Consider the following 26,827-nt stretch of genomic DNA (forward strand, 5'->3'; position numbering starts at 1 on the left):
ATAAAGATCAACATTTAACCATTTGGTTAGTTTGTATTTAAGATAATCTATCTTTCTAAAAGGGCTAGGTCCTCGAGAGAGTTTGCATTGTCAAAACAAACAGAAGGGCCGGTTGCCCAAATAACCCCTTCATCTTCAAGCCACTTAATTAACTTAAAGTGCCGTGAAGTAATCGCACGCATTACCGAACCAAGAGAGCTCTTAGGTAGACAGCAATGTAATGGGTGCTTTTGATTGTTCTGTATTAAAGCGACGGGTTTTAAATCAGTCCCTGATTCAAGCTGCGTGATAATATGGTTAGCAATAACGGTAAAGCATTCAGATGTAACAAGAGGCGTGTCGCAAGGTGAGATAAATAACACATCTGAACTTGAGTTAGATAGAAGCGATTCAATACCTGCGAGGGGACCAAAGAATTCAGAATATCGATCACGACAGATTCTTTGAGAAATCTGTTTATATTGATCAAAATTACGATTACAGCTAATGATCGTCTGATGATCTTGAGCTAAAGGAGAGAGAAGTCTACTTGGGTAGCTTGCTAGAGGTTTACCAAGAAAATTCACTAGGCCTTTGTCTTCACCACCCATACGGATTGATTGACCGCCTGACAGTACACCTGCATCACAGGATGTCCCTAAAGACGCAAGCTTTTGACGAATATCTTGGAGGTTAAGCATAATTTAAGCAAAAAAAAACAGCTCATTGAGCTGCTTTATATTCAATAATTTACTACAGATTGCTATCAACAAAAGCTGTTAGTTGTGACTTAGAAAGTGCACCAACTTTAGTTGCATCAACGTTGCCATTCTTAAATAGCATAAGTGTTGGAATACCACGGATATTATACTTCGGTGGTGTTTGGTCGTTTTCGTCGATATTCAACTTACAGATTTTAACTTTACCTGCGTAGTCTTCAGCGATCTCTTCAAGAACCGGAGCGATCATTTTACAAGGACCACACCATTCGGCCCAGTAATCAACTAATACAGGAACATCAGAGTTTAATACTTCTTGCTCAAAAGAAGCATCTGTAACATTTAAAATACTATTGCTCATTATTAAACCTTAAAACGTAAATGACTGTGGGCTGCACTATTCTAATAGTCAGCCTTCACCTAAAATGCGCGAAGATAGTTCCAATATATAGCTTTAATTTTGGATTTCAAGGATGCCTACAGCTTTGGTAATACAACAATGACAATTGACAATAGAGAGATCGCAGCGATTGATCTTGGATCAAACAGTTTTCATATGGCTGTTGCTAGCGTAAAGCAAGGGGAAGTCCGCTTTACCGATCGTTTGGGTGAGAAAGTTCAATTAGCTGCTGGTATTAATAGCCAAGGTGCATTTGAGGCGGACACCATTGAACGCGCTCTTGCATGCATCGACCGTTTTTCTCAACGATTACACAATATCGACAAAAGTATGATTCAAGTCGTTGGAACTGATGCATTGAGAGTCGCAAAAAATGGTGGGAACTTTATAGCTAAAGCGGAACAAAAATTAGGTGCGCGCATAGAAATTATTTCGGGTTTAGAAGAAGCGCGTTTAATTTATTTAGGTGTCTCACATACATTGGCTGATGACGATGGCCGTAGATTAGTGATCGATATAGGTGGTGGATCGACGGAGTTCATAATTGGTGAACGATTTGAACCACTTGAACGCGCAAGTTTGCACATGGGTTGTGTCTCGTTTAGGGAGCGTTTTTTTAAAGACGGAAAAATAACAAAGATCGGTTTCCATAAAGCTATTGTTCAAGCAGAGCGCGAAATCATGCCGATTAAGAAAATATATAAGAAGAAGGGTTGGGAGCAATGTGTTGGGGCTTCAGGCTCCATCAAAGCAGTTTTTCAAGCGTTAGAAGCAGAAGATGGCACTCAGATAGAGCGACTATCCTATAAGCGATTGAAGACTTTACGAGATCAAATCATTGAACTTGGCCATATTGATAACCTTAACGAGCTAAATATAAAGAAAGAACGCTTAAGCATATTTCCAGCTGGTTTAGCGATCTTAATGGGAGCGTTCAAAGCACTCAAAATAAAAAAAATGGAGTATACACAAGGAGCTCTGCGCGAAGGTTTACTCTATGACATGCTTGGTAGACTTGATCATGAAGATGTTCGAGATAGAAGCATTAGCGCTTTACAACAACGCTATGGAGCAGACATCGCCCATGGTGACTATGTCGCAGACATTACTAAGGCATTTTTTAGAAAAGCGAAGACAGATTGGCAGATAGATCACCCTCGATATGAGGGTTTACTAACTTGGGCATCAAAGTTATTCGAAATTGGTCTGGCTATCGCTCACAGCCAATATCATCGTCACGGCGCGTATTTAGTGGCGAACTCTGATCTGGCTGGTTTTTCGAAACGAAGCCAAGAAGAGTTAGCCTTACTTGTTAGAGCGCATAGAAGAAAAATCCCCTTAGAAGATTTTGAGCGTGTCGATGAGGCAATACTTAAATTGACGCTTTTATTTCGGATTGCTGTTTTATTCGCATCGGATCGAAAAGTACGGTCTATCCCTTTTCATTTAGAAGTTAGCTCAAAATCTATCCACTTAGCATTTAAAAAGGGCTGGCTAGAAAAGCATCCCCTTACCGTTGAAAACTTAGAAATTGAACGAAATTATTTAAGAAAAATCGGATTTGAACTAAGTTTTTGATAGCCTTACGAGTTTTTATGATTGATACACAATAATGTTAGTTCTTGGCCTTGAAACTTCATGCGATGAAACCGGAATCGCTCTTTTTGACACGGACAAAGGTTTGCTTGCTGACGCTTTGTTTTCCCAAATTGATCTTCATGTTGATTACGGCGGTGTAGTCCCTGAATTAGCGTCTAGAGACCATATACGTAAAACACTTCCTCTGGTTGAGCAAGTGTTAAACGATGCGGGTAAAACCAAGAGCGATATCGATGCAATTGCCTATACCGCGGGCCCTGGTTTGATTGGTGCATTGTTAGTTGGATCAACCATAGCTGAAGCATTAGCTTTTGCACTCGATATTCCCAGCATCGGCGTGCACCATATGGAAGGCCACCTTCTAGCACCGATGCTTGAGGATACGCCTCCTGAATTTCCATTCGTTGGTTTACTTGTATCGGGTGGACATTCACAGTTAGTTGCAGTGAAGGGTATTGGCGAATACGAAATTTTAGGTGAATCGCTTGATGATGCAGCTGGTGAGGCATTTGATAAAGCTGCAAAAATGCTTGGCCTCGATTACCCTGGCGGTCCTGAAATCGCGAAGTTAGCATCTTTCGCTCGAGAAGAGCTCGGCGGAACGCCGTATCGTTTTCCTAGGCCAATGACAGATCGTCCAGGCTTAGAGTTCAGTTTTAGTGGTCTGAAAACGTTTACCCTCAATACAGTTAACAAGGCGAAACAAGCAGACTCTTTTGACGACAAAGAAAAAGCTAAGATTGCGTTAGCTTTTGAAGATGCTGTCGTGGATACCTTAATGATTAAATGTCGAAGAGCACTAGAGCAAACAGGCTTCAAACGTCTTGTGATTGCAGGGGGAGTTAGCGCCAATATTAATTTGAGAGAGACGCTTAAAAAAATGGAAGTAAAAATCGGCGCTTCCGTTTGTTATGCTCGGCAAAAATACTGCACAGATAATGGTGCAATGATCGCTTATGCGGGTGCACAGCGATTGTTAGCGGGTCAGAAAAGTGACGGAACCGCTGTTGTTAAACCTCGTTGGCCTATGGATCAATTAGAGCCAGTTAATTAGCAAAAAAACTATGCAAGATAAAATTTTTATAGAGGGTTTAATGCTTGATGCTTCAGTTGGTATTTTCGACTGGGAAAAGCAGAAAAAGCAGCCTTTGGTAATAGATTGCGTACTCGATGTTGATTTACGACGAGCAGCGCTGAGCAATGATATTGTCGATACAGTCAGTTATGCCGAGGTTGCTCAACGAATAGAGGCCCTTGTAACAGAGCAGCACCATGACCTTGTCGAGTATCTAGCGGAGCGCATTATTAGCGATATATTCGAAGCTTTTGAGGTCTCTAAGATCAAACTAAAATTGTCGAAACCCGAAGCTGTAGCAAGTGCTCATCGCGTTGGTATTATTCTAGAGCGAACACGACCATAATGTCGCAGGTTTATCTGAGTTTAGGAAGCAACATAGAACGGGAAAAGAATATCCGTTCTTGCTTGAGATGTCTTGAGAGAAAATTTGGAGAGCTTACCGTATCTCCTGTTTATGAAAGTGAGCCGGTTGGATTTAAGGGGTCTAATTTTTTTAACTTGGTCGTTGGTATTACAACGACTCTGACGATCTCTGAATTAAATGATGTTCTTAAAGAAATAGAAGACCAGCATGGCAGATCTCGAGCAGGACCTAAATTTTCGTCTAGAACCTTAGACATTGATATCATCACGTATAACGAGTTAGTTGGTATACATGATGGTGTTGAACTTCCTCGCCCCGAGCTATTTTATAATGCCTTCGTTTTATTGCCGATGATTGATCTCTGTGCTGATCAATTAGAGCCAAAGAGCGGCCTGCCTTATCGTCAATTAATAGATCAATTACCGACAAGGCAGAATTTAGAAAAGGTCCCTTTTTAGCCCAGGAACCATATTCTCAGGCTAGCTACGCAAGAGTTGTACTAACTTAGCGGTTGAAGGGTCTAGGTCATCTATCTTGTTTTTCTCGGCTTCCTGAGTGAGCAAAGGAAACAACTCTTTTTCTAATACCTTACCTAACTCAACGCCCCATTGATCAAATGAATTGATGCCCCATATTTGACCTTGAACAAACACTTTGTGTTCGTACAAGGCAACTAGAGCACCGATAGACTCGGGGCTAAACATCTCAACAAGTAGTGTATTACTAGGCTTGTTACCCGCGATCACCTTATGCGGTGCGATACGTCGCGCTTCCTCTGGTGCAACACCTTTATCAAGAAGTTCTTGCTCTGCGTTCTTTCGCGATTTTCCAACCATTAGCGCGCGACTTTGAGCTAGACAGTTGCCAAGTAAGTGAGCGTGGTTATCACGTACGGGATAAGGACTGTTTTTCGCAATGATGAAATCGATAGGAACGGCGCCTCGTCCCTGATGAAATAATTGATGATAAGCATGTTGTCCGTTGGTGCCCGCTCCACCGAATAGCAATGGGCCACTGGCATAGCTAATTTGATGGCCTTCTGTATCAGCGGTTTTACCATTGCTTTCCATATCGAGTTGCTGTAAGTGCTCGGGCAAGAATCGTAGTTGATGGTCATAAGGGATAACCGCAATCGATGCGTGACCTAAAAAGCTCCGGTTCCACACTCCGATAAGCCCCAGCATTATAGGCAAATTGTTTTCGAATTCAGTTTCGTAGAAATGTTTATCCATGGCTTCTGCGCCATGCAATAACTTAATAAAATTATCGAAACCAAGTTGGAATGCGATTGGAAAACCTATTGCAGACCATAAAGAGTATCTACCGCCAACCCAATCCCACATAGGAAGAATATTCTCTTCGGCAATGCCAAAGGCACACGCTGCTTCTATATTGCTTGAAACAGCAATAAGGTGGCGTGAAATATCAGCACTCGGACCAAGCTTATCTTTCAACCAGTCTAGGCAAACGTGCGCATTCTCAAGTGTTTCGAGGGTAGTAAAAGACTTGGATTGGATCAGGAATAAACAGCGTTCAGGGTCGAGTTGCTCGAGCACGTTAACTGCATCGCTACCATCTATATTCGATACAAAATGTGTCTCGAGGCCATCAATATGAAAGTGCTGTAGTCCCTCAATGACCATTTTCGGCCCCAAGTAAGACCCGCCAATTCCGATGCTGACAAGCTGCGTAATTGCTTTGCCAGTTGATCCTAGCCATTCGCGTTTATGAAGAGAATCAACCAGACTCTTTATTTGTTCTAACGCTGCATTGACTTCCTGATGAATTTCAGGCGCTGAAGCTCGAAGTTCTTTATGATTTAAGGCGCGAAGAGCAGTATGCAATACAGCACGATGCTCAGTTGCATTGAGCTCTTGTCCTGAAAATAATGCGCGAGTCTGATCTTTGAGATTTGCGTTATCGGCTAGTTTAATTAGCGCCTTGTGTACGGTGTTCGAGACTAAATTCTTGGATAAATCTGCATACACATATGGAGCTTGAATGCCGAAGCGATCAAGGCGATTTGGGTCTTCCTCAAAGTAATCAAGCATACGCTCATCCTTCGCTTTGATAGCGAGCTTCTTTAGAGGTAGATAGCTATGGTTTTGATCGAGTCTCATGCCAGTCCTTGTGCGTTTTTGTTATTTAGTCAGTTAACGAAACTCGAATATTGTCTATTAACCGCGTTGCTCCTAAAAAGACTGCAGCAAGGATTACAATTTCCTTATCCGCATCCTTAGCCGGCAGAAGTGTATCAACGGATGCAATATTAAGATAATCGAGTTTAAAGCCATTCTCTGTCAAAGAACTAATCGCTTGCTGACGTGCAACGACGATATCTTCGTTCGACTCTAATGCTTTTTTAGTTTGTTGAAGAACCGCAAAAAGCTTACTTGCTCGCAGGTGTTCCTCTTCATTTAGATAACCATTGCGAGAGCTCAATGCAAGGCCACTTGGCTCTCTACAAGTCGGTACGCCGACTATTTCAATAGGAAAACATAGATCATTAGTAAGCTTTCGAATCACCATTAATTGTTGAAAGTCTTTTTCTCCAAATATGGCTTGGTCTGGCTGAACCATGTTGAAAAGCTTCGTAACGATGGTAGCAACACCGTCAAAGTGTTTTTCCCTACTCGCACCACAGTGATGTTTGGTTATGTCTGGGACATGAACGGTTGACTCAGCCTTCAAGCCCCCAGGATATACTTCAAAAATATTAGGCGCGAACAATACATCACAGTTTCGAGCTGCTAATAAGGAGCTATCTTTTTCAAGAGTTCGAGGATAAGAGTCAAAGTCTTCGTTTTCACCAAATTGCAGGGGATTAACGAAGATTGTTGCTACCGTAAAAGAATTTGATTCACGAGCGCGATCAACAAGCCGTAAATGACCTTCATGTAAGTTACCCATTGTAGGGACAAGGCCGATTTTATGATTAGCTTTACGTGCTTGATTGAGTTCTTCACGTAATTCTTTAAGAGTATGAAGTATTTTCATAAAGGTTTAGAAGCTATGTTCCGGTCCGGGAAAAGAGCCATTTTTTACAGCTTGATCGTAAGCTTGAATCGCACTTTGCACTGAATCAGTTTCAGCCAAAAAGTTTTTCACGAAACGAGGTAGTTTGCCTGAAGTAAGACCTAGCATATCGTGTACAACTAGTACTTGCCCATCAGTAACATTACCTGCACCAATTCCAATAACTGGAACCGAAACAGCCTTGGTGATTTGCTCTGCAAGTTGAGTCGGCACACATTCAAGAAGAATCATATCGGCACCTGCTTGTTCTAGTTCCTTCACTGCATCAAGCATTGCTTTAGCCGAATTGTCTTCTTTGCCTTGAACTCGATAACCGCCGAGTTTGTTAACAGATTGTGGAGTGAGACCAAGGTGAGCACATACAGGTATGCCTCGATAACTTAGCTCTTCTATAGATTCTTTTAGCCAAGCACCACCTTCAACTTTAATAATGTGAGCACCTGCTTGCATTAACAGACCTGCATTATGAATCGTCTGTTCGATGCTGTTATTTGCATTGAAGGGTAGGTCAGCCATGATCAAGCTGCGGGAATTGCCACTTTTCACACAAGCGGTGTGGTAAAGCATATCATCCATGGTAACAGGAAGCGTGCTGTCGTTGCCTTGAAGCACCATGCCCAAAGAGTCACCGATCAACAGTACATCGATTCCTGCCTCATTCGATAAGGCAGAAAAACACGCATCGTAACTGGTGAGACAAGAAAATTTCTTACCTTCTTCCTTCAGTTTCTTCAACGATAAAGTGGTGGTGGTCATAAGCCCTTTTTCCAAGTGGGTAATTGCATGCAAAGACTAGCTATATGTTGGCTTAAGAACAAGCCAAATTTATTTCAATCTTAACGAGATCATGATGTTCACACTTATTGACATAGTCTGCTAAAGCTTCGCCATTGGGTAAGCGCCAATGGGGCGCAATTTCTAAGCATGGGATAAGCACAAAGTCGCGAACTAAGGCTTCTCTGTGAGGAATCTGTAGATCTGGATCTTCGATAGAAATGTTTTCTTGCCCAAAGAATATAATATCAATATCGATAATGCGTTCACCCCAAACTCTCGTTTTAGTTCTGCCAAAAGCATTCTCTATGCGCTGAGTAAGCTTTAAGAGGTCGATCGCGTTTAAAGGTGTATCAATGAGTACAGCAGAATTTACGTAATCATCTTGGTCTTGAGGACCACGAGGACTACTACTATAAAGTGAAGCCTGTTCAAGCACCTCTATATCTGATTCTTGTTGAAGGGCTGCAACCGCTTTCTGAACTTGGGCAATGGGGTTGTCGAGATTGCTCCCTAGGGTAAGTAAAACGTTCACTAGTCGGATCTTTTTTGAGGACGACGATTTCTGCGACGAGGCGCTGGTTTTCTAGAATTAGACCTAGGTTTATGATTTGTTGGTAGCGGGTTATCTGCTTGATATTTTGTCCACCAACGACCTAAGCCTGGGAGAATTTCTTGAGCATGCTCCCGCAATAACAAAAAATCATAGCCAGCGCGAAAACGAGGATGCGTAACTAGTTGCTCTGCGCGACGAGTATTGTTCTTACTCAATCGAATCTGCATTTCCCAAATCTCTCGCATCATCAGGATAAAGCGTTTAGGAATCATGATGTGCGGTAACTGAGCTTCGATCGCTTGATGACCGGCTTGTTGTAGAGCAGGGAAGTCTGACAGCCCCTCAGCAATTTTTTGGCCCCAAATACGATGGACATCTGGCCATAAAAGAGAGGCATAAAGGAACGCCGGAGTGATGGGTTTCTCTTGCGCGATGCGCTTGTCTGTGTTGATTAAGGCCGCTCGGATAAAACTGAGATAGTGTTCTTTTTGGCTTTTATCTATGGTGTGCGCAACGCTTGGGAATAAGGCTTTAAATAGCCCTGTATCTAATAGGCGCTCAAATATTGCGGCCCCATAACCCGAGACAAAAAGCTTAATAATTTCATCAAATAATCGGGCAGGCGCCACCATCGACATCAGATGAGATAGTTCATGGATACTTTGTTCTGCTTTTTGTTCGATATCGAAGTTAAGTTTTTCGGAGAAACGAATTGCTCGTAACATGCGAACAGGGTCTTCGCGATAGCGCTCTTCAGGCTCGCCAATAAGCTTGAGTGAGTGTGCTTTGATATCTGTTAGGGCATCGCAATAATCATAAATGCAAAAATCAGTTGCGCTGTAATACAGCGCATTTGCGGTAAAATCGCGACGAATAGAATCTTCTTCTATCGTTCCGTACACGTTATCTCGTGTGAGCATTCCTTCAGCGGTTTGTTGCTGTGCTGATGAATCTTCATTGCTGCCACGGAATGTTGCGACTTCAATTATTTCTCGACCAAAAAGAACATGTACAAGTTTGAAGCGTCGGCCGATCAAACGAGAATTCGAAAATAGCTTATGCACTTGTTCAGGATGAGCATTCGTTGCGATATCGAAGTCTTTTGGCTGAATACCTAGCAGTAAATCACGAATACAACCGCCCACTAAATAGGCTTTGAAACCAGCATTTTCGAGTCGATAAAGAACCTTTAATGCATTCGGACTAATATGTTTGCGCGATACGGGATGTTCATCGCGAGAGATGATGCTAGGGGGCAATGCTGCCATGTTTTCCTGATCTTAATTATCGTAATAAGAGGTGAAGAAGTTTAGCCGTTAATGCGCGCTAAATATAGTAAGAAGAATAAAAGGAGGACGTAGCATGAAATTACCTACTTTCCTTAGCGGGTCTTTCATGCTGAACAGTTCAAGACCGTCAGTCATTGTTATTGTTGTTCCATGTCTCAACCAGGGCGTTATCACGCACGGCAAACGGAATACTTTGAACGCATAGAGCGGAAAAACGCTTTGAGTGATTGTGTTATCAATGTTTGCTACTTGTCGTAGTTCTTACATTTATAACTCGCTCAAAACACGATCGACCCACTAAAAAGCAAGGCGCTCAAAATAATCAGTTCGCTCCGCTTTATTATTTTTGTTTTTGCGGACTGCGCTACGAAAAGCTTCTGTTTTTATTTTTATTTTGATAATCGCAGCAAATTAAGCTTTGTTATTTTTTGTATCTACCTAAAGCGTTAATCGTGCCAACTCATTAAATTCTAAGTAAATCAGGCACTTGGCTTACCAGGTTAGTTCTAAGGGCGTAGCAGGGGGATTAGTGATACTAAAAGTAACGTTTTTACGTTATTTTTGTTACTTTAATGTTACCTCTTGAGTTTTCAGTGCGTTGGTTGTTTGTTTTTTAACCATAAATTCAGTGGGTTATAAGCTGATCATGTGACTAAGTCGACAATTTTCCGGAAGGAACATGCCGTGCAGCTATTGTGGTTCGTCGCTTTTCTTACGAGGAATGCCAAGTTTGTTACGCTTCTCCCACAAGCTTTTTCGGCTTATACCTAAATGTTTAGCGAGCTCTGTTTCGTTCATTTTTGATTGGTTTTCTAGAACGAACTGTTGGAAGTAATCCTCCATAGAGAGCGGTTTCCCAATTTGGACAGCTGATGAAGAAACCGTTTGCATAGCGTTACCGCGAACTAATCCTTGAGTAAGGCTTACTTCTGATGGCAGTGCTTCGATATCGAGCAGTTCTGCATTGATAAGATCATGATCGCAAAGAATAACGCCGCGTTCGATCGCGTTTTCAAGTTCGCGTACATTACCGGGCCAATTATATTCTTGAATGGCTCGCAGTGCGTCTGTACTGAGTTCTACCGTTGGTCTCGCTAAGCGCTCTCGAGCACGTTCTAAAAGTAAGTGAGCTAAGCCCGTAATATCTTTTCCTCGCTCTCTTAATGGAGGGAGGCGAATTTGAACAACATTGAGTCGATAATATAAATCTTCACGGAATTGGCCGGTACGGGACAAAGACTTTAGATTTCTATGTGTTGCTGCAATTAAGCGCACATCGACTTTTTTAGAGCTGATGGAGCCAACTCGTCTTATTTCTCCTTCTTGTAGAACGCGAAGTAATCGAGCCTGAGCATCAAGGGGTAGCTCACCGATTTCATCCAAAAATAAAGTTCCACCATCAGCTGCTTCAATCAAACCTGCACGCGCAGAGCCAGCTCCTGTAAATGCACCTTTTTCGTGACCGAAAAGCTCTGACTCTATCAGCGACTCAGGAATCGCTGCGCAGTTTATGCACACAATCTCTTGGTTGCGGCGATGGCTCATCTTATGAATGGCCTTCGCCGCGAGCTCCTTGCCGCTGCCTGTTTCACCTTGAATTAGAACGCTGGCGGTGGTTGGGGCTACTTTTTCTATCAAGCTAAATACTTTACGCATGGGTTGGCAACGACCATAGATGAGGTCGCCTGCTTGCTGATCCGTAGAGCGATTTGGAGCACGCTTGTTCTCGCTTTGTTTGGCGAGGATATCGTGAATGGTAGATAGTAAGTCAGCGCTATCGAAAGGCTTAGCAACATAGTCGACTGCGCCGAGTTTCATAGCTTCTACGGCAGACCGAAGGCTAGCAAAGCTAGCCATGACTAAGACGGGCGTATCATGGGCGAGTGGAATGATGTCTGTGCCAGCCTGACCATTCACACGAAGATCGGTAATAATTAAATCAAAGGAAGCTAGCGGAACATCGTCTAATGCCTGAGTTATTGATTCGACGCATTCAACCTGAAACTGGTTTTGAGTAAGAATATCGACCAGATCGGATTGTTCCGTGCTGTCATCTTCAATAACTAAAATTCGATGCATGATGGTAATAACTAACGATAAATGAATGCTAAATCATACCTAAGCTGTGATGCTTATGACTAGCGGCAGGTGAAATTCGTCTTAACTGAATAGGTATTCAGTGTGTCCTTGTAAGACACCATAATGCCATTGCTCAGTAAGTGTGTTGAGTAAATCTTTGGGTGAGCCTGCCTTGTAAAAATCTAATCCGATCATGCAGCACAGTTCTCGCAGGTTAGACATGATGTCACTTTGGGAAATCGCGGGAGCGAGATTTTGCTTTGATAGCTTTTGACCGTCGCTATTTTTAATTAAAGGGAAGTGACCGAATTTTGGTGGTGTTGTTGAGAAAGCCTTGTATAACTCGAGTTGCATAGGGGAAGAATCTAATAAATCTGACCCCCGAAGCACGTGAGTGATTTCCTGATCAATATCGTCGCAAACTACAGCTAATTGATAAGCGTAAAGTGCATCTTTGCGCTTTAGAACAAAGTCACTTGCGCTTTGAGCAGATATTGGTCCTTTGAACAAATCGTTCCAGTGTTGTGGATGCGTATTTGATCGAAACTTAATTGCACTGTTAGGTGCGGTGTTATTGGTGTGATATCCACATTCAGGTAGATGACCTCCATTGAGCTCGCCCATTTCCTTTCGGCTGCATGGGCAATAATAACAGTGCTTTTCGTCTAATAAATAATTGAGCTTACTTTCATACAGGTCATAACGCTTAGATTGATAAACAACAGGTGCGTCCCATTCAAAGCCATATGCTTCAAGTGTGTTAAGAATAGATTCACTGGCGCCAGGTACTTCTCTCGGCGGATCGATGTCTTCAATGCGTACAAGCCAAGATCCATTATTCGAACGCGCGTCTAGGTAGCTAATTAAAGCAGCAAAGAGTGACCCAAGGTGCAGTGGGCCAGTAGGAGAGGGCGCAAAGCGGCCTTTGTAGTGCATAGATAAACAATAGGGCGCAAAGTGCGCCCTATTTTAGTGCTTCTTATATGCCGACTTGGCTTTCTTTTATTTCTGCAAGCGTTTTGCAATCAATGCACTGTGTTGCAGTTGGGCGAGCCTCGAGACGGCGAATACCGATTTCAACGCCACATGATTCGCAAAAACCATAGTCGTCCGCTTCAATTGAATCGATTGTTTTATCGATCTTTTTAATGAGCTTGCGTTCGCGATCGCGTGTGCGGAGTTCTAAGCTGAATTCTTCTTCTTGAGTCGCACGGTCGCTTGGATCAGCGAAGTTAGAAGCATCTTCTTTCATGTGATGCACTGTACGGTCGACCTCTTCCATTAACTCTTGCTTCCAGCTCAATAGAATTTGACGGAAGTGCTGAAGTTGGCCATCACTCATGTATTCTTCATCTGCAGCAGGTTGATACGGCTCAAATGAACTGAATGTATCTGTACTCTTAGTTGCCGGCATAGTTATTTCTCTTATTTCTTTCAATACTGTGCTTGCTAAGGCAAGTTGGAATGCCTGTAAAATTAGACAGCCCAAATTTTAAGCTTGCGAACGCTATCAGAAACTTCTTACGTTCGCTATCACTTTGTTTTCGTAGCGCGACTAATGCCACGTTTGTAGCATTTAGTCTTGGATGAAAAATATCTTTTCATTTTCAACCTGAATCCTTAACGGAGTCAAAGCCTGGTTAAGGCATGGGCCATGAACACACAGGCCATTTTCGATTTCAAATAATGCGCCATGCATCGAGCATTGAATGAATGCACCATCGGCATCAAGAAATCGATGCTCTTGGAATTCAAGGTTCATGCCAATATGGGGGCATGAATTGCGATATCCAAATACATTCTTATCTTTTATTACAACGAAGCCTTCAACATTCGGCGCACGAAAACCAAATGATTGCTTTTCCTGCAATGTGTCGAAGGCACAGATAAAGTGCTTTTCTTGCATAAAACGACCTTGGAATTTGAGAAAAGCAACTATACTAATTCGCCAAATTAGCTACGTGAAGTAAAGCAAATGTTGAAACACGTATTATTGATAGATGACAGTGCAATTTCGAGGGTTATGCTCAAAAGCCTAATTGAGGATAACTATGCGAATGTTTGTGTTGCAGAAGCTGAAACAGCAGAGGTTGCCTTAGAGCTTTGCAAGCAGCAGAAATATGAAGGGATTTTCTTAGATTTAAATATGCCTGGGCAGGATGGATTGACGGTCGCGCCTAAACTTCAGGAATTGTGTCCAAATGTCCGCATTGCATTGTTGACTGCGAATTTTCAGGAGCGCGTGCAAATCAAAGCCGAAGATCTTGGCCTCAGTTTTTATGCAAAGCCTGTTACCTTAGATAAAGTCACTGATTTCATGACAGCCCAAAGCAGTTGAATGCTGAATCTCTTGTAAGCTGTAATTTAAGGATGGCTCGAATATCCTAGACACAGTTTTTAAAAGGATTGTTTATAAATATGACGCAACAAATTTTTACTCTCATTCTCGATACCATCACTTATCTTTATTTATTTGTGATTTTGCTACGTTTTATCCTGCAAGTATCTCGTGCCGATTTTTATAACCCTATCTCTCAATTTATTGTAAAAGCGAGTAATCCTGTTGTCGTTCCTCTACGACGAGTCATTCCTGGTTTTGGTGGGGTTGATGTAGCAACTTTATTGTTCGCTTTGGTTTTTCAAGCTGTGATGCTTGCGATTAAATTTTTAGTAGTCGCAGGTGGATTGCCAGATATTGGATCATTAATCGCGTTATCGGTGTTGTTAGTGTTAGGTATGGTTTTAAAACTTTACTTCTTTGCACTAATTATCATGATTATTTCGAGCTGGATTGCTCCTGGTAGTTCGAACCCAGCGCTCATGTTGGTGAACCAGATATGCGAGCCTGTGATGGCTCCTTTTCGAAAAATTCTTCCTGCTATGGGCGGGTTAGACTTATCTCCAATTTTTGCTTTTCTTGTTTTGCAGATCTTGGCAATTGTTTTGAATGGCTTAAGTCAGCAGTTCGGAATGTCATTTTCACTTCTGTAGTCGTTTTGTAAAAAACATAAAACACTGCACAAAAAAGCATCTTTCAATCAGCACTTTCTAAATCCTATCTATACTTAATTTATTGTGTATAGATAGGGCGATTGTGACCAAGATGGGTTCACCTCAAACATTAAGTCATTCTGTTCAGCGTGTTGATCAATTTTACGCTTGGAAACAAGGTTTACTTGAGCAGATTCAAACATACTGTTCGTGGCTTTCAGAAAACGGTGCTGCTTCAGAAGATGTTATTAAACGTCTAGCTCGTACTTGCTTGGAACTGCAAGAGGATGAGCTAACTTTGGCACTTGTAGGTGAATTTTCCCGTGGTAAAACGGAATTAATTAACGCGCTCCTTCATACAGAAAATTTCCAACGAATTCTTCCTTCTAAAGCGGGGCGTACAACAATGTGCCCCACAGAATTATTTTATGATCGCCGAGTTAAGCGTTCCTATTTGCGTTTATTGCCTATCGAGAGCCGTCGTCTGAATCTCACTATTACAGAAATGAAGCAAAAAACGGAGCTATGGGAATCATATAAATTAGATGAGCTATCACAAGATGACACCAGTAAGATATTAGAATGCGTGGCTGAGGTTGTGTCAGTTAGTAAAGACGAAGCGCTTGCCTTGGGGTTTGAAGAATCAATGCAAGAGCAAGATCTTGAAAACCCCGAGAAGGTTATTATTCCTCGATGGCGTCATGCGCAGCTCAGTCTAAAGCATCCTTTGCTACAACAAGGTGTGCGTATTTTAGATACTCCGGGATTAAACGCGTTGGGTTCGGAGCCTGAGTTGACAGTGAGTATGATTCCAAATGCACAAGCGGTTGTGTTTTTGCTTTCAGCTGATGCTGGTGTAACTGCGAGCGATATGGCGATTTGGAATCAATATATCTCTCCGAACGGAGAGGCTTCAGAAAAATACTGTTATGCCTTATTGAATAAAATTGATGTCTTGTGGGACGACTTACAGGGCGAGACGTATACGGCTGCAGCGATTGAGTCAGTGAAGCAGGATACTGCTAGAAAGCTTGGTATTGCCGCAGAGCATGTGTTGCCAGTTTCAGCAAAGAAAGCATTACATGCAAAAGTAAAACAAGATGATGCGCTAGGTCAGAAAAGTGGCCTCCAAAAATTTGAAAACTTGTTGATAGAGCAGTTGGTTAACGAGCGTGAACGTTTACTCTACAGCTCAGCTATTTCTGATATCAGTTCTTTAGTACAGAGCAGTGAAAAAGTAATACGGCATCAGTTAGTTCGCGCAAAACAACATTTACTAGCGCATGAACGCAATGAAGATGCTGAGTCATCTCTGAATGATATTGGTGATCAAACACAACAAGATCACGCTGAGTTCTATAGAAAACTCGTTGCTTTGCGTTCAAGTCGACGTTTGATGATGTCGCAGAAAGAAATCCTCCATGAGCTTGTTCATCTCGATAAGTTTGATGCACTTGCCGACGATATTCGCAGAGCGATGCAAGATGCATGGAGTACAAAAGGATTGATCGAAGCGATGCGCCGCTTCTTTTACGACGTGGATCGTGTCTTTGACAATCTTATGGTTGAAATACGTGTCGCGGAAAAGATGGTTGATTCAATGTACGCTCGTTTTAAACAAGATCATCAAGCAGACCATCTTCATCCGACTCGCTTTTCGATTAAAAAATATCGACAGAAGCTTTCTGTAATCAAAGCTAAGTTTGTACGTTATCGAAGAAATCCTAAGCTCTTGATGACAGAGCAGACATTAGTCATCAAGCACTTTAAAAATGCATTCGTTCACGATGTTCGTAAGGTGTATGAAGAGTTAGCCGAACAGGCAGCTTGTTGGGCCGATGATGCTCTACTACCTCTGATGCAATATACCGTTGAACAAAAAGAAGCGCTTCGACAACAAATGGAAAGCTTCCAGAGTTTAGCGCAAGAGAAGAAAAGTCAGCGGGAAGAGTGTTCTACTATGCAGAAGCGTATCGATATGCTTAAACAGCAACTTGCATTGACGCATTCGATCGCGAAGCAGTTAGAGGCGCACTCCAACACATAAGGTCATTATCTAACGGGTCAAGTTGCGCTCCACATGCAGCACGTTTACACTCGCACGATTATAGAAAGGCCTTTGATATAGGAATTATCTTTAGCGTGTTAGCTGATTCTGTTGGGCTAGTTGAGCCCAAACTCCAACACTTTGATCAAGCATTAAAATTAGATTGCGGTAAGACCTTGTCGCAATATGATTTGATCTATGAAACATACGGTGAATTGAACGAGTCTCGTTCAAATGCCGTACTGATTTGCCATGCTCTTTCTGGCGACCATCACGCTGCAGGATATCACCAAGAAGATGATCCAAAACCCGGTTGGTGGGACAGTTGCATCGGGCCAGGAAAGCCGATTGATACAAACGTTTTCTTCGTTGTTTGCTTAAATAATCTCGGTGGTTGTAAAGGCAGCACTGGACCAACCACTCTATGCCCAGAAACGGGTGAACGTTATGGGCCAGATTTTCCTATCGTCACTGTTCGAGACTGGGTGGAAAGCCAAGCGCGTCTCGCTGATGTACTCGGTATAGATGTCTGGGCTGCCGTTGTTGGAGGTAGTTTAGGTGGCATGCAGGCATTGCGTTGGTCCTTGGATTATCCGGAGCGCGTAAAGCACGCTGTAGTTATTGCCTCGACACCAAAACTGACAGCACAAAACATTGCTTTTAATGAGATTGCACGTAAAGCAATCACATCAGACCCTAGTTTCCATGATGGTCGTTACTACTTGAATGATACCGTGCCGGCCAAAGGGTTAATGCTCGCTAGAATGATTGGGCATATTACTTATTTGTCTGACGAGGCAATGGGCGAAAAATTCGGACGTGTCACGAAGTCAGAAAATTTCAATTTTGACTATGGTGTTGAATTTGAGGTCGAGTCCTATTTAAATTATCAAGGTAAACGTTTTTCTAAAACATTTGATGCAAATACTTATCTGCTCATGACACGCGCCTTGGATTATTTTGATCCTGCCCAAGACTTTGACGGTGATTTAGTCAAAGCCTTAGAAGTATCACAATGCAGTTATTTTGTAGCCTCATTTAGCAGTGATTGGCGTTTCTCTCCTGAACGTTCACAAGTCTTAGTAGACGCCATGATTAAAGCTAACAAACCCGTGAGTTATTGTGAGATAGATGCTCCGCACGGGCATGATGCTTTTTTAATACCTACGCCACGTTATACTGCCGCGTTTTCGGCCTATATGCAGCGTGTTGCGAAGGAGCAGGGCTTATGAGAGGCGATTTAGAAATTATTAGCCCTTGGGTTTCGCAAGCCTCAACAGTTTTGGATATGGGCTGTGGCGATGGTTTGCTGCTTGCGCATCTCCAATCTGAGAAAGGTGTAAAAGGTTACGGTCTAGAAATCGATGAGGACCGTATTACCGAATGTATAGTCAATGGAGTAAATGTTGTTGAGCATGATCTTGATGAGCGTGGATTAAGCGGCTTTTCGGATAATCAGTTCGACACGGTGATTATGACCCAGGCTTTGCAAGCAGTTCGTCGTCCTGATGAGTTGTTAGACGAAATGCTTCGCGTTGGGAAGCAAGGAATTGTGACGTTTCCTAACTTTGGTTATTGGCGCTGTCGGCAGTATTTACTGCTCAATGGCAAAATGCCGATGTCGAAAAGTTTGCCGCATACTTGGTACAATACGCCGAACATCCATTTATGTACATTTAAGGACTTCGAAATACTGTGTAGACAAAAAGGCATTCGTGTATTGAATCGCTTAGAGGTCAATGCAGAGTTCGAAGAGAACAGCTTCGCAAAGTTATGGCCTAATTTGCTCGCTGAGTTTGCGGTTTACCGGATAGAGAAGAAGTAATGATGACACATACAGTTTTAATGCGTTTTGTCGTTATGAGCCTAGTCTTGTTGTTTTCGAGCTTTACTCTGGCAGAACAAAAGAAAATTTTCACAGGCTCAGATGGAGCGGAGTACGAGGTACACTACATTGCGTTTACGAGTACCTTTTTGCATCCAGAGATAGCACGTAAATATGATTTAGTGCGTAGTCGCGCCATGGGCATGGTGAATATTAGCGTCCTCAAAGTTTTGGAAGATGGTCGTCGAGAAGCAGTCGGTGCGTTAGTCGATATCAATGCTAAAAACGAAATTCAACAAGTCCAACATATGAACTTCCAACAAATCATTGAAGGAAAGTCGATTTATTACATTGGGCAAGTTCAATATCGAGAGGGTGAAATCCTTACTTTTGATGCAGTCATTTATCCTCAAGGTGTCGTAGATCCGTTCCGACTTCGTTTTACACATAATTTTTATAACGATTGAGGCTAGCGGAATGAAAATCGTACTAGCGAGCGGTAACGCGGGTAAGTTAAAAGAGTTTGGCAATATGCTTGCGCCTGCAAATATTACGATCATCGCGCAGTCAGAGCTCGGTATTGAAGGTGCAGACGAAACGGGACTGACATTTATTGAGAATGCGATTCTCAAAGCGCGTCATGCCTCTAAAGAGAGCGGCTTGCCAGCGCTTGCAGACGATTCAGGTCTCGCTGTCGATGCATTAAATGGCGCTCCTGGTCTCTACTCAGCGCGTTATAGTGCAGATGAGAATCCCGATGGTGCGACGGATCAGAGTAATATTGATAAATTGCTCAGAGAATTGTCTCAAGTACCGACCGAAAAACGCGATGCGCAATTCCACTGTGTTCTTGTTTTTATGCGTCACCCAGATGATCCAACCCCCATTGTTTGTCACGGAACATGGCATGGCCGTATCGCTACTGAGCAAAGCGGTAATGAAGGATTTGGATACGATCCCGTATTTATCGTGCCAGAATTAGAATGTTCGGCCGCTCAGTTAAGCGCAGAGCAAAAAGCGTCTATGAGCCACCGAGGTGCAGCACTTCGGCTCCTTGAGCAGTCTCTGCCTGAACTTCGCACGACTGCGTAATCTTGCCTCATTCTCTTCCTCCATTAAGTCTTTATATACACCTGCCTTGGTGTGTGAAGAAGTGCCCGTATTGTGATTTTAATTCGCATGCAAAAACAGATATCCCAGAATCTGCCTATTTGAATAGCTTAATCAAAGATCTTCATATTGATTTGGCCTATGTGCAAGACCGAGAAGTGCAAAGTATTTTCTTTGGTGGAGGCACCCCAAGTTTAATGAGCGGGGATTTTTACCGGCAGTTTTTAAATGCCTTGAGAGAGAATCTAAACTTTTCTGAAGATATAGAGATTACGCTGGAAGCTAACCCTGGTGCTAGCGATGCGGCTTATTTTAATGGTTATGTTGAAGCTGGTATTAATCGGATCTCGCTCGGTGTTCAAAGCTTTCAAAATAATCAGCTCCAAGCTTTAGGAAGAATTCATACTGTTGATCATGTGTACCAAGCTGTTGAGGCTTTGAAAGCGGCGGGTATTCGTAACTTTAATATCGACCTAATGCATGGCTTGCCCGATCAAACGCCAGAGCTGGCAATGGATGATTTGAAGCGAGCTTTTGAATTGTCTCCGACACACATGAGCTGGTATCAATTAACGATCGAACCGAATACTGAGTTTTATTCGCGGCCTCCCGTAATTCCAGAAGATGATGCCCTTTGGGAAATTATTGAAAGTGGCTCGGGACTGTTGAAAGATAAAGGTTATCAACAGTATGAGGTGTCTGCATTTGCACAACAAGATAAGCAGGCTCGCCATAATTTGAATTACTGGGAGTTTGGCGATTACATTGGTTTAGGTGCAGGTGCGCATTCAAAAATTACGCTTGCTGGAGATGGGCGTCTACTTCGATACCGTAAGTCGCGAATGCCAGAAGCGTATATGGCTGATCGAATTCAATATCGAATTGGCGAAGAAGTCATCGAACGTGATGCACAAGCCTTTGAGTTTATGATGAATGCACTGCGATTAAAGCAAGGAGTTGAGAGTCGTTTATTAGAGCGGCGCACTCTGCTGAAATTGTCAGATCTGTCCAAGATCATTGATCAACTTCGATCGGAGGGTTTGTTTGTGGAGGATACGCAACGTATCCAATTAACGGATAAGGGTTTTTTGTTTTTGAATTCGGTGCTGGAGAGGTTTTTGTGATGCTTTCTAATTTCTACTCTTCTTCAGTTTTCGTCTTGATGGACGACTTGAAGGTAGTTCTACATTCGATAGTACTTTGAGTTTAATACTTCTTTTCCTGTCGGCGGCGGCCGACGGCGCATTAAGACCTTTGACGTCAAAGGTCTTAGTAACCTAAAGGCGCCCCAACTCTCGCGGCCTGCGCTTCACTCAATCTCTTGTTCCAATCGGCGCTGAGGAACTCTCTCCCTTTGGTCGTTCAGACAGTCCTCGCGTATTTCCGATTGTCACTAGCGCGCTTTCGTCTCTCGAGATGAGAGGGGCTGGCTCCGATAAAGTATATTGTTTGCACCAACTTTCCCCTTCTGACTAGATGAGTCGCGCAAAGGATAAACAGGTGAACGCCGAGGACTGTCTGAGCCGAAGGCGAGTTCCGCAGGCGCTGTTTATTCTTGAGCAACGAATGAACCCGTAGGGCTAGGAGGTAGGGGCTGACTGGGATTGTTAAGGGAGTGTCAGCGCACTCCCTTAACTCGTCTATCAAGACGAAATTTGAAAAATAGAAAAAGAACTAAGGCGCCTCCTTGCGCAGCAAGTCTTACAAACGTGCCATTACTTTTTCGGCAGCAGCAATTGTAGCCGCGATGACTTCATCTGAGTGTGCGCTAGAAACAAAGCCAGCTTCAAATGCTGAAGGAGCAAGATAGACGCCTTCGTTGAGCATTTCATGATAAAAGCGTTGGAATTTTTCCATATCGCATTCCACTACTTGTTCGTAGAAATCAACCTTATCTTCTTTGCTGAAAAAGAAGCCGAACATAGAACCTGCCTGACTGAAACACATTGAGGTGTTTGTGTTTTTAGCGGCTTGTTTTAAACCTTCAACTAATTTTGTGGTTTGGGCTATCAAGTGCTCATAGAAACCAGCTTCGCTTATTTTGGTGAGCATAGTTAGCCCTGCTGCCATCGCTAAGGGGTTTCCTGAAAGAGTGCCTGCTTGGTATACGGGACCGGTAGGTGCAATGTAATCCATAATGTCAGCGCGTCCACCAAAGGCGCCGACCGGTAATCCTCCACCGATTACTTTGCCTAAGGTTGTAATATCGGGGGTTACGCCAAAATGACCTTGTGCTCCACCTAATGAAACGCGAAAACCGGTCATCACTTCATCGAAAATGAGTACGCTTTTGTACTCGTCACAAATGTCGCGAAGCCCTTTAAGGAAGCCTGGCACAGGCGGAATACAATTCATGTTGCCTGCAACGGGCTCAACGATGATCGCGGCAACATCGTTACCAATCTCTGAAAAAGCTTGGCGGACAGAGTCTATATCGTTAAAACGCAGGGTAATGGTGTGCTCTGCAAGGCTTGCTGGAACGCCAGGAGAGTTTGGAACGCCTAGTGTAAGAGCGCCAGAACCTGCTTTAACAAGTAGCGAATCTGAGTGGCCGTGATAACATCCTTCAAACTTAACAATCTTGTCGCGACCGGTGAACCCACGTGCGAGGCGAATAGCACTCATTGTTGCTTCTGTGCCCGAGCTGACCATGCGCACTTTTTCAATCGAGGGAACTAGCTCGCAGACCTTTTTAGCCATCACCGTCTCGAGTTCAGTCGGAGCTCCGTATCCTAAGCCCTGTTGCAATTGCTTTTGTACCGCCTCGACCACATCTTGGTTGGCATGACCTAAGATCATAGGCCCCCATGAACCGACGTAATCGATGTAACGTTTATCGTCTGCATCGATAAGGTAAGCACCTTCACCTTTTTCAAAAAATAGAGGGCTACCGCCAACGCCTTTAAAAGCACGAACAGGCGAGTTAACACCGCCAGGTATGACGCTTTGAGCATCGTGAAACAGGTCTTCAGAACGAGACATTGTTTACTCCAAAAAATCAAAATAGTGATGCTAATGCGCGTGCATTAGCTTGAATAGAAGGTTGCCCAAATACACCCGAAATCACAGCAAGCATGTCTGCTCCATGTCGGATAACTTGCTTTCCGTTATCAGCAGTAATTCCGCCAATTGCACAAATTGACACAGGAAGTTTACTTGCTTGTTGTAATGTCGCAAGTGAACAGGGTTGAGCTTGCGGTTTCGTTGTGGAGGGGAAGATTGCTCCAAATGCGCAGTAATCTGCGCCATTGCCAATTGCTACTTCGGCAAGCTCAATTGAGTTGTGGCATGTAACACCTAGAAGCTTTGAGCCTAATTGCTGTTTTGCAGAGCTAATTTTGTCGTCATTTTGGCCTAGATGAACGCCGTCAGCATTTGCGGCAAGGCAAAGTTCAATCGAGTCATTGATGAATAGTAGAGCGTCAAATTCTTGAGTCAGAGATTTTATAAATCGCGCTTCTTTTAGTTGCTGGTCGACCGATGCGATTTTGTTGCGATACTGAATAATACGCGCGCCACCTAATAAGGCTTCGCGCACAGCTCTGCAAAGAGATTCCTCTCCACTAGGTATAAGGTTTGGATCGGTAATGGCGTATAAGCCAGAAAGAGCAGAACTCATAACCCAGGTTTGACCACCACTAAAATGACAACCGAAAATAAAATAAGAACAGGGAACTCATTAAACCAGCGATAGAATACATGGCCTCTATCGTTTTCATCGCGCGCAAAGCTCTTCAGTAACACGCCACAATAACCATGGTATGCAGCCAAGATTAGAACCAGCGTTATTTTGATATGGAACCAAATCTGGGAAGCATAATATTCAGGTGCATAACCAATTAGTGCAAAGCCAAAGATAAATGTGGCAACCATAGAGGGCGTTGCAATGCCTCTATAGAGTTTTCGTTCCATGATCTTGAAGCGATCAATCCCTGCTTGATCGTCGGCCATGGAGTGATAGACAAATAAGCGGGGCAAGTAAAATAATGCTGCGAACCAGCAAACCATCGAAATAATATGAAAAGCTTTGAACCAAAGCATTTTTAATGTCCTTCAAAATGATAGTAGTGATCGATATCGTTCTTTGTGACCACCCCAAGTATGCGTTTTAAACCACCACTGTTTCTCTCAACTAATAACGCTCCATGACCTTGCTGATTAAAGCTATTCAGCGCTTCTTCTAACGTTGCTTGGTAAGAAATGTTAGCAACATCACGTCGTTGAGCCGGGATCTCTAACAGGGCAATCTGCTCAGGTAGCTTATCGTTGTCTTCGTAAGACGATAAAAAATGAACCAGATCCGCCGCAGGCAACAATGACATGGTTTGACCTGATTCGTTTTCAACCGCGATCCAGTTTGGTTTTTGACGAAGTAGTTCTTGAGCGTCTTCAAGTTCAATGGATTTTTGTGCGCGGGAAAGCTTTCTATCCATGATTGCGACGACACTTGCGCTGCGCAATGCTTGAACGGCTGGGCTGTTCGAATAATCGAGCCCTTGCGCTTCGAGCAAGCTGATAAATATTGATCTCTGCTTGAACGCTGTGCTCGCAAACATACTTGAGATCACGATTGCTAACATGCCGGGCAGAATAATATTTGGATTTTGGGTGAGCTCCAGAATAGCCATTAATGCGGCAAGAGGTGCTTGTAGGGCTGAGCCCATCATTGCGCCCATTCCAAGCATCGCATAAAAACCTGTTGAGGATGCGAAGGGCATAATCCATTGCGCAATAATACCAAGCGCACCGCCTACTGTTGCCCCGATAAATAGCGTTGGACCAATCATGCCATTGGGCATTCCAAGCCCAAGACTTACGGCGGTTACGATTAACTTGGCAATAGCGATTCCGCATAAAATGCCGAGTGTGACATTACCGGTAAATGTATCGTTAACCGTGTCATAGCCGATACCCATGATTTCGGGAATGAAGTACGCAACCGCGCCAGTGAAGCACCCAGCCGCTAGAATTCTTAAGAAGATATTGACTTTAGAAAAGCGCATCGAGCTCAGTGTTAAGCGAACGAAACTTGCCGATACTGCACCGATTAATAATCCACAAAAAATAATATAAGGAATTTCAAATGGAGAGCTGAGATCAAGCTGCGGAACTAGAAATGCCGGTTCAGTGCCATAGAACATCTGTGATGCAAAAGCTGCGGTCACTGATGCAATAATAATTGGTGTAAAACCGATGAGGCTGTATTCCATTAACACGACTTCCATCGCGAAAATAACCCCCGCGATGGGGGTATTAAACGATGCTGATATAGCAGCCGCTGTGCCACAAGCGATCAGTATACGAATACTGTTGTTCGGCAACTTGAAATATTGCCCCATGATACTTGCCGCGGCGGAACCCAAATGTACAGCAGGGCCTTCTCGACCAGACGACTGCCCACTAATAACCGTCAACACCCCGCCAAAAAACTGCACAACTAGTGATTTTAATGACATGTAGCCTTGATGGTAGGCGAGACGTTCCATCACATAAGCAACGCCAGTTTTGCGATGCACAACGCCTAGTTTGTACCAAATTAAGCCAATAATGATGGCGCCTGATAAGGGTAGCGTCGCACGTAGCGTTTGAGATAGTCCTTCAAAATTCTCAGGATCTCCTTCAGGGAGATATAGTGACAGAGCCGTTTCTATAAAACCGCGAAACAGAAGAATAACTAAAGTGGTAACGAGCCCAACGAAAAAGCCAAGTAGTGCAAGCTGAGGAAGCGCATCGGCAGCGCCGAGTCTTTCTCTGAATCCATGTTTGTATGAGTCTAGCTTTGATCTAAAAGGCATAAGTTTTGCTGTAAGTGAAGAAAGCGGCGAAAAATCGTTGTTCATTCTAACCTGTTCAGTCTTTATCGATAAAGAACAGTGTTGGTTTTCCTGATACAATGCGCGCGTTTTTAGAGCTACAAAAAGTAGGAGTTAAGCGTGATAAAAGCTGGGATTGTTGGCGCAACGGGATATACCGGTTCCGAGTTACTGCGAATTTTAGTCGGGCATCCGCATGTTGAGGTACATGCTGTGTGTTCGCGTAGTGATGCAGGGCGACCTGTTGTGGAAATGTTTCCTAATTTACGTGGCTTTTTAAATATTGATTTTTGTGAGCCGAGCGCAGAAAACCTCAAAGGTTGCGATGTGATCTTTTTCGCGACACCCCATGGCGTTGCGCAGGCCATGATGTCGGATGTGCTAGCAAGTGGCGCGCGTGTTATCGATCTTTCTGCTGATTTTCGTATTAAGGATCAGGCTTTATGGGAAAAATGGTATCAACAAGCTCATAACAGCCCTGAATTGATCGATGAAGCGGTTTATGGTTTACCTGAAGTAAATCGTGACAAGATCGCCGATACTCGTTTACTAGCGTGTCCCGGTTGTTATCCGACGGCGATTCAATTGGGTTTGATTCCTTTAATTGAGAATGGATTAGTGAATGTTGATCAGTTGATCGCAGACGCAAAGTCAGGCGTGAGTGGCGCGGGAAGAAAGGCTAGTGTCGGCACGCTTTTGTCAGAATGTGCAGATAGTTTTAAAGCTTATGGCATTAGCGGTCATCGTCACCGTCCAGAAATCGAGCAGGGTTTATCGTGGGCTGCAGGCAAACCAGTCAGCCTTACGTTTGTGCCACACTTAGTTCCAATGATCCGAGGTATCGAGGCAACGTTGTATGCGCCTCTGAATGAAAAAGGCGAAGAAATGTCTTTGGATCAGGTTCAAGCTTTATTTGAAGAGCGTTACCAAGGCGAAGCCTTCGTTGATGTAATGCCATCAGGATCTTTGCCAGAAACTCGCAGCGTAAAAGGTTCGAATATTTGTCGTCTTGCAATTCATCAACAAGAAGGCAGTAACATGTTGATTATCAGTTCGGTGATCGACAATTTAGTTAAAGGCGCATCGGGGCAAGCTGTTCAGAACATGAATATCATGTTCGGTTTCGAAGAGACATGTGGTTTGCAACAAGTTCCTTTGAGCCCTTAAG

General features: G+C 43.3%; 28 protein-coding genes. 13 read left to right on the plus strand and 15 right to left on the minus strand.

The features are described from left to right. Window positions 1–47: 47 nt before the first annotated feature. Entirely contained in the window at window positions 48–680 is a 633-nt protein-coding gene (locus tag A3762_RS20645; RefSeq protein ID WP_068757404.1) for a molybdenum cofactor guanylyltransferase, read from the minus strand. A gap of 52 nt (window positions 681–732) precedes the next feature. Then, entirely contained in the window at window positions 733–1,059 is a 327-nt protein-coding gene (gene trxA, locus A3762_RS20650) for a thioredoxin TrxA (protein ID WP_068474951.1), read from the minus strand. Window positions 1,060–1,197: 138 nt separating this feature from the next. On the opposite strand from trxA, the gene A3762_RS20655 reads away from it, so the two are divergent. From A3762_RS20655 to folK (A3762_RS20670), 4 genes are read left to right on the plus strand one after another with little or no spacing between them, the layout of a single operon-like run. Next, window positions 1,198–2,676 carry a hypothetical protein gene (locus A3762_RS20655; protein WP_068757406.1) on the plus strand — a complete coding sequence of 493 codons (1,479 nt, stop codon included), beginning with the start codon at window positions 1,198–1,200 and terminating at the stop codon, window positions 2,674–2,676. A 34-nt stretch (window positions 2,677–2,710) separates the two neighbouring features. Continuing rightward, window positions 2,711–3,751 carry a tRNA (adenosine(37)-N6)-threonylcarbamoyltransferase complex transferase subunit TsaD gene (tsaD, locus tag A3762_RS20660; RefSeq protein ID WP_068757408.1) on the plus strand — a complete coding sequence of 347 codons (1,041 nt, stop codon included), beginning with the start codon at window positions 2,711–2,713 and terminating at the stop codon, window positions 3,749–3,751. A 10-nt stretch (window positions 3,752–3,761) separates the two neighbouring features. Next, on the plus strand, window positions 3,762–4,118 hold the full coding sequence (gene folB / locus A3762_RS20665; protein ID WP_068757410.1) for a dihydroneopterin aldolase: 357 nt from the start codon (window positions 3,762–3,764) through the stop codon (window positions 4,116–4,118). Next, window positions 4,118–4,597, plus strand: a complete 480-nt coding sequence (gene folK, locus A3762_RS20670; protein ID WP_068757412.1) for a 2-amino-4-hydroxy-6-hydroxymethyldihydropteridine diphosphokinase — start codon at window positions 4,118–4,120, stop codon at window positions 4,595–4,597. Before folB ends, folK (A3762_RS20670) begins: the two co-directional genes overlap by 1 nt. Window positions 4,598–4,618: 21 nt before the next feature. On the opposite strand, the gene pgi is transcribed toward folK (A3762_RS20670), so the two are convergent. From pgi to A3762_RS20715, 9 genes are all read right to left on the minus strand, one after another. After that, complete coding sequence (gene pgi / locus A3762_RS20675; protein ID WP_068757413.1) at window positions 4,619–6,259, minus strand: glucose-6-phosphate isomerase; 1,641 nt, start codon at window positions 6,257–6,259, stop codon at window positions 4,619–4,621. A gap of 25 nt (window positions 6,260–6,284) precedes the next feature. Continuing rightward, complete coding sequence (gene panC, locus A3762_RS20680; protein ID WP_068482513.1) at window positions 6,285–7,136, minus strand: pantoate--beta-alanine ligase; 852 nt, start codon at window positions 7,134–7,136, stop codon at window positions 6,285–6,287. Between the two features lie 6 nt (window positions 7,137–7,142). After that, window positions 7,143–7,931: a 3-methyl-2-oxobutanoate hydroxymethyltransferase gene (panB, locus tag A3762_RS20685; RefSeq protein ID WP_068482517.1), complete on the minus strand. Its 789-nt coding sequence runs from the start codon at window positions 7,929–7,931 to the stop codon at window positions 7,143–7,145. Between the two features lie 52 nt (window positions 7,932–7,983). Further along, window positions 7,984–8,484, minus strand: coding sequence for a 2-amino-4-hydroxy-6-hydroxymethyldihydropteridine diphosphokinase (gene folK, locus A3762_RS20690; protein WP_197469455.1), 501 nt, complete (start codon window positions 8,482–8,484; stop codon window positions 7,984–7,986). Beyond that, window positions 8,484–9,773, minus strand: coding sequence for a polynucleotide adenylyltransferase PcnB (pcnB, locus tag A3762_RS20695; RefSeq protein ID WP_068482523.1), 1,290 nt, complete (start codon window positions 9,771–9,773; stop codon window positions 8,484–8,486). Before pcnB ends, folK (A3762_RS20690) begins: the two co-directional genes overlap by 1 nt. Before the next feature lie 711 nt (window positions 9,774–10,484). Then, on the minus strand, window positions 10,485–11,873 hold the full coding sequence (locus A3762_RS20700; RefSeq protein WP_068757415.1) for a sigma-54 dependent transcriptional regulator: 1,389 nt from the start codon (window positions 11,871–11,873) through the stop codon (window positions 10,485–10,487). Between the two features lie 81 nt (window positions 11,874–11,954). Then, window positions 11,955–12,809, minus strand: a complete 855-nt coding sequence (gluQRS, locus tag A3762_RS20705) for a tRNA glutamyl-Q(34) synthetase GluQRS (protein WP_068753753.1) — start codon at window positions 12,807–12,809, stop codon at window positions 11,955–11,957. 43 nt (window positions 12,810–12,852) lie between these two features. Continuing rightward, entirely contained in the window at window positions 12,853–13,287 is a 435-nt protein-coding gene (gene dksA / locus A3762_RS20710; protein WP_068478118.1) for an RNA polymerase-binding protein DksA, read from the minus strand. 162 nt (window positions 13,288–13,449) lie between these two features. After that, window positions 13,450–13,779, minus strand: a complete 330-nt coding sequence (locus A3762_RS20715) for a Rieske (2Fe-2S) protein (RefSeq protein ID WP_068757416.1) — start codon at window positions 13,777–13,779, stop codon at window positions 13,450–13,452. Between the two features lie 69 nt (window positions 13,780–13,848). Here A3762_RS20715 and A3762_RS20720 point away from each other — a divergent pair, with 69 nt between their 5' ends. The 8 genes from A3762_RS20720 (at window position 13,849) to hemW (ending at window position 20,970) form a co-directional block, all read left to right on the plus strand. Then, window positions 13,849–14,211 (plus strand): response regulator transcription factor, encoded by a 363-nt coding sequence (locus tag A3762_RS20720; RefSeq protein WP_068757419.1) that lies wholly within the window; start codon window positions 13,849–13,851, stop codon window positions 14,209–14,211. An 80-nt stretch (window positions 14,212–14,291) separates the two neighbouring features. After that, window positions 14,292–14,864, plus strand: a complete 573-nt coding sequence (locus tag A3762_RS20725) for a YggT family protein (RefSeq protein ID WP_068757420.1) — start codon at window positions 14,292–14,294, stop codon at window positions 14,862–14,864. Between the two features lie 112 nt (window positions 14,865–14,976). Further along, window positions 14,977–16,911, plus strand: coding sequence for a dynamin family protein (locus A3762_RS20730; RefSeq protein WP_068757421.1), 1,935 nt, complete (start codon window positions 14,977–14,979; stop codon window positions 16,909–16,911). Between the two features lie 95 nt (window positions 16,912–17,006). Then, complete coding sequence (locus tag A3762_RS20735) at window positions 17,007–18,143, plus strand: homoserine O-acetyltransferase (RefSeq protein ID WP_369820711.1); 1,137 nt, start codon at window positions 17,007–17,009, stop codon at window positions 18,141–18,143. Further along, window positions 18,140–18,736 carry a methionine biosynthesis protein MetW gene (gene metW / locus A3762_RS20740; protein ID WP_068474427.1) on the plus strand — a complete coding sequence of 199 codons (597 nt, stop codon included), beginning with the start codon at window positions 18,140–18,142 and terminating at the stop codon, window positions 18,734–18,736. The genes A3762_RS20735 and metW overlap by 4 nt, the downstream gene beginning before the upstream one ends. Next, window positions 18,736–19,203: a DUF4426 domain-containing protein gene (locus tag A3762_RS20745; RefSeq protein WP_068757424.1), complete on the plus strand. Its 468-nt coding sequence runs from the start codon at window positions 18,736–18,738 to the stop codon at window positions 19,201–19,203. Before metW ends, A3762_RS20745 begins: the two co-directional genes overlap by 1 nt. A 10-nt stretch (window positions 19,204–19,213) precedes the next feature. Beyond that, window positions 19,214–19,828, plus strand: a complete 615-nt coding sequence (gene rdgB, locus A3762_RS20750) for an RdgB/HAM1 family non-canonical purine NTP pyrophosphatase (protein WP_068757426.1) — start codon at window positions 19,214–19,216, stop codon at window positions 19,826–19,828. Between the two features lie 2 nt (window positions 19,829–19,830). Beyond that, complete coding sequence (hemW, locus tag A3762_RS20755; protein WP_197469457.1) at window positions 19,831–20,970, plus strand: radical SAM family heme chaperone HemW; 1,140 nt, start codon at window positions 19,831–19,833, stop codon at window positions 20,968–20,970. Between the two features lie 577 nt (window positions 20,971–21,547). On the opposite strand, the gene hemL is transcribed toward hemW, so the two are convergent. From hemL to A3762_RS20775, 4 genes are read right to left on the minus strand one after another with little or no spacing between them, the layout of a single operon-like run. Next, the gene (gene hemL, locus A3762_RS20760; RefSeq protein WP_068757429.1) at window positions 21,548–22,828 is read right to left on the minus strand and encodes a glutamate-1-semialdehyde 2,1-aminomutase; all 1,281 of its coding nucleotides are present in this window, start codon (window positions 22,826–22,828) and stop codon (window positions 21,548–21,550) included. Window positions 22,829–22,844: 16 nt separating this feature from the next. Continuing rightward, the gene (thiE, locus tag A3762_RS20765; protein WP_068501687.1) at window positions 22,845–23,465 is read right to left on the minus strand and encodes a thiamine phosphate synthase; all 621 of its coding nucleotides are present in this window, start codon (window positions 23,463–23,465) and stop codon (window positions 22,845–22,847) included. Next, window positions 23,462–23,887 carry a protoporphyrinogen oxidase HemJ gene (gene hemJ, locus A3762_RS20770; protein ID WP_068757431.1) on the minus strand — a complete coding sequence of 142 codons (426 nt, stop codon included), beginning with the start codon at window positions 23,885–23,887 and terminating at the stop codon, window positions 23,462–23,464. The genes thiE and hemJ overlap by 4 nt, the downstream gene beginning before the upstream one ends. A 2-nt stretch (window positions 23,888–23,889) precedes the next feature. Beyond that, window positions 23,890–25,686, minus strand: a complete 1,797-nt coding sequence (locus tag A3762_RS20775) for a chloride channel protein (protein WP_197469458.1) — start codon at window positions 25,684–25,686, stop codon at window positions 23,890–23,892. Between the two features lie 93 nt (window positions 25,687–25,779). Between A3762_RS20775 and argC the strand changes: the two genes are divergently transcribed. Next, window positions 25,780–26,826 (plus strand): N-acetyl-gamma-glutamyl-phosphate reductase, encoded by a 1,047-nt coding sequence (gene argC, locus A3762_RS20780; protein ID WP_068757432.1) that lies wholly within the window; start codon window positions 25,780–25,782, stop codon window positions 26,824–26,826. Window position 26,827 lies beyond the last annotated feature (1 nt).

It is taken from the genome of Oleiphilus sp. HI0125 (assembly GCF_001635355.1).